Annotated in this window: 2 protein-coding genes and 3 pseudogenes; 4 read left to right on the top strand and 1 reads right to left on the bottom strand. The window is 61.4% G+C overall.

Annotated elements, in window-relative coordinates; genetic code table 11:
• Positions 1-137 precede the first annotated feature (137 nt).
• Positions 138-629: pseudogene (locus ABZ624_RS42455) on the top strand (transposase).
• 500 nt (positions 630-1129) lie between these two features.
• Here the strand turns inward: ABZ624_RS42455 and ABZ624_RS42450 are convergent.
• Positions 1130-2050: a right-handed parallel beta-helix repeat-containing protein gene (locus ABZ624_RS42450; protein WP_360100995.1), complete on the bottom strand. Its 921-nt coding sequence runs from the start codon at positions 2048-2050 to the stop codon at positions 1130-1132.
• Here ABZ624_RS42450 and ABZ624_RS42445 point away from each other — a divergent pair.
• The 3 genes and pseudogenes from ABZ624_RS42445 to ABZ624_RS42435 all read left to right on the top strand — a co-directional run.
• A complete protein-coding gene (locus tag ABZ624_RS42445; RefSeq protein WP_360100998.1) occupies positions 2019-2483 on the top strand; it encodes a hypothetical protein in 465 nt (154 codons plus the stop codon). The genes ABZ624_RS42450 and ABZ624_RS42445 overlap by 32 nt on opposite strands.
• 463 nt (positions 2484-2946) lie before the next feature.
• Positions 2947-3239 (top strand): annotated as a pseudogene (locus ABZ624_RS42440) (IS6 family transposase); the annotation flags it as partial.
• Positions 3240-3284: 45 nt separating this feature from the next.
• Positions 3285-3600 (top strand): annotated as a pseudogene (locus ABZ624_RS42435) (ISAzo13 family transposase); the annotation flags it as partial.

Genomic DNA, 3600 nt, shown 5'->3' with positions numbered 1-3600 from the left:
ACGGTTCTCTTGGTCGAAAACTCGTCTACCAGGGGCTTCACCACGTTGTCAGCCCAACCGCCGTACCTCAGAGGCAGGTTGGAAAAGGCTCAGTGGCTGCTGAATTGATCGATGTGGGACGCCGACCGGCTGCGTGAGTGACGCGGTCCGCGATTACGTCATCACGCATCTGGGCGACCAGGACCGCCTCACTCGTCATTGATGACACCCAGGCGCAGAAGATGGGCACCAAGTCGGTTGGAGTGGCCTTCCAGCACTGTGGGCTGACCGGCGATGTCCGCAACTGCCAGACCATGGTGATGCTCACCTACGCCACCGCTGACGGGTATGCCTCCGTCGACCGCCGTCTGTATCTGCCTAAGGAATGGCCGGACGACCGCGACAAGTGTCGCGAGGCCGACGTGCCCGACGAGATCGCCTTCGCCACCTAGCCCGAACTGGCCATCACCATGCTGGAAAAGGCCCGCGCGGCCCGCGTGCCGTTTTCCTGGGTGCTGGCGGATTCCGGCTACGGTCGTGACCGCAGCATCGGGCCTGGTGCCACGGGCGGAGAGTGCCGTACGTGTTCGGCGTTCCGGTCGACCTCCCGATTGACGGCCCGCCGGGCATGCCGCTCCAGCCGGCCGTGAAACGAAACAACGAGACCTGGCAGTTCCGCAGCCTCTGTAGCGACACCACAAGTCGCTGGTCCGCGAGCAGGGCGGCCCCATCGCGCAGCAGGTGAATCGAGCGATGCGGATGGGCCACAGCCCCTGCGGGACTACCCTCATGTTTGAGAGTATCTACTTTTCATTTACGTTGGGCATTCTCCCGCCGTTTTCGCGCTATCGGTACGACGGTGCAGCGCTGTCCACGATCCGGCCCCTCCCGCAACGATCCCCACCGAGATCATCGCACCCCGCCCCTCAACTTGGTACCGTCGGCGACGCCGGCTCGGCCGACGCAATACCAAGGCTTGGGCGGTCAGACGGCGCCCGATCCGGTGGCCACACGGACGGGCGCTGCCGACCTTCTCTAACAGGAACGCCTCATCCGCACGAGTGAGCGCGAAGTAGCGGATCAGCGCTCTTTACCGATCGCCGGGACGGAGGCGCTTGACAGCTTCGGCGGTTGCCACGTCGCCCCATCGTCACCTATTGGCTGGGCGTAGTCCCCCTCCTTGGTAGGCACCGATGTTCGGCGGGCGGTTCTGGGGAAGCTTGATGCCGAAGAAGTCCTGCCGTGCCACTGGCGACACTTGGTCGAAGATTCCCTGGCCGGCTCGAGCGAAGCTCGCTTGCCCCCAGATGCCGCTGCGGAGTGCGGAGCTACCCCAAGCAAGCTGGTATGACTTTGGAGAATAATACCCTTGCCCAAGACGGAACCCGGGAGTGCCAAGTACGGGATTCCGATCCAGTCTCAGGATATCGGTTGCGGTGTTTGTTGGGACGTACAAGTTGCGGGAAACGGTCAAAGTCCCGGCATAACGAGGATACAGAAGGGGACCCAGGCGTGCCTCGCCCAACGCCGCGAAGATGTTGTTATAGATTCTTCCTTCGTTGCCGCCCTGAATCCAGAAGGGCTGACCCCCACCCTTCCTGGTTACGAATGTATTAGTATAGATCGAAATGCGGTAATTCTTTTCCCAGCCGCTGAGTAGCAGCATCCCGCCGTGGGGCATCCCGTTGATGCCGATTGGTTTTCGGTAGCCGTCGTCGATGCTGATGTTGTAGCGGACGATGACGTCTGTATTGTCACCCAGAATTTCCAACCCGTATCCAATGTTGTCGTAGAAGTGATTGTATTGCATGAGAACATGCTGGTTGTGTAAGTCGACATGAATATTGGAAGAATCGCCGGCGCCTCGTGAGCCCGACACGGTGTTGCGCTGAGCCACTACGTACCGGCACTTGTAGAACCAGGCCCCGCTGCCGCGCCCGATCTGTCGAGGGTAGGCCTTCGTGCCGGCCATGCGGATGGTGTTTTGCTCCATCAGTACGTTCGTCGACGTGTGCGCGAGGAAGCAAGATCCCCCCCGTGTGGTCGCATCTGTTATTGCGAAAAATGCCATTTCTCACGCCTTGGAATACGGCACCCAAACGCGTGCCGCGCAAGAAGGTACTATTCTCTACCACCACATCATTGATGACAGCGCGACGCGGGTCGGACTGGAACGTGATACCCGCTTGGTAATTACTGTCAAAATCAGGTCGAATTTTGATCGACGTCACATCGCGGACGGTAACGCGCTCCAGCCGGAAGTGGTTCAGGTCTCGTACTCCGGTATTTCGTACGAGGACTCCGGATGCTGTGGCGTCATCAACACCGTGGCGAGAAGACCTTCGAGGGTTGGTGACGGTGAGATCTCTGAACTCGATATGGTCCTGGTTCTGTACCACGATGGGGGCCAGAACGGCACCTCCTGGTGCTGCCGCCCCGTCGATGACCGGCTGGGGCCCTTGACCGTAGGCGCCGAACACGATGGGCTTGCCCGCAACGCCTGAGCGGTTGATCGTCAGGGTGCGGATGAACGAGCAGCTCCGTCTAAACAGCACTTTGCTGCCCGGAGTAAGTTCCGCACCACTCACCCTAGACAACGATCTCCACGCCGTTGCGGGAGATCTGCCGTCACTGCTGTCTTTGCCATAGCGCGAATCAATGTAGAAGATGTTGGCAGTCGGGGCAGCCCTTTTTCGCAGGTGCGGCCCATGAAGAATCACCGAGGACCGACGACACGGCCTGCGGAGCGCTCACCGGCCCAACTGCTCCCACTGCCAGCATTATTGCGAGTAATCGCTTCAGAAAGCGCCGTTCCATTTTCACTCATCCGTTCTGTGAGCAGTTGTATAGAATGGAATGACAATCTTACTTGCCGTGGCATGGTGACGCGATGCGGTCCGAAGGGTGTTATCAAGTTGAGCGGTGGGGTGTGATGATCTTGGTGTAGATCGTCGGGGGAGGGGTCTGCTGGGGGACAGTGCTGCACCGTCGTGCAAGGGCTTCCGGTTCCCGTCGGAGGTGATCGCGCACGCGGTCTCTGGCTGTATCACCGTTTCCCGCTGTCCTTCCGCGACGTGGAAGAGCTGCTGTTCGTGCGCGGCATCCAGGTGTCGTACGAGGCGATCCGGCTGTGGTGCGAGCGGTTCGGCCCGGCCTACGCCGCCGGGCTGCGCCGCCGGCAGCCCCGCCCGGGTGACCGGTGGCATCTGGACGAAGTCTTCGTCAAGGTCAACGGACAGATGCGGTACTTAGGGCGTGCAGATCTTTAACTTGTGGCTTTCTGCCTGGTGGTTCGTTGGTCTGGCGTGAGCGGGTTGGATGGGCAACGGATCGTGCTGGCAGTCAAGTTCGAGGCGATTCTGCCGCACCTCGACGAGCGGCAGTGTCGCCTGCTGATAGGGGCGGAGGCCCAGTCCCTCAGTCACGGCGGGATCAGAGCGGTCGCTCGTGCCGCCGGTGTCCGTGAGGCCACTGTGTCTGCCGGAGTGCGGGAACTCGACTCCGGGGAAGCGCCGTTGGGCCGCGTCCGCCGGCCCGGCGCCGGCCGCAAACGCGTCGTCGACCGGGACCCAGCCGTTCGGGAGGCACTCCTCACGCTGGTCGAGCCCGACGTCCGCGGAG

Source organism: Streptomyces sp. NPDC007205 (assembly GCF_040634095.1).
Lineage (GTDB): Bacteria > Actinomycetota > Actinomycetes > Streptomycetales > Streptomycetaceae > Streptomyces.
Note: the sequence above shows the minus strand (reverse complement) of the source record. Positions and strands in the feature narration are given on the sequence as shown.

Coding starts and splice junctions, on each gene's coding strand:
- ABZ624_RS42450 (WP_360100995.1), bottom strand. CDS start 2,050: ATGGCATTTTTCGCAATAACAGATGCGACCACACGGGGGGGATCTTGC.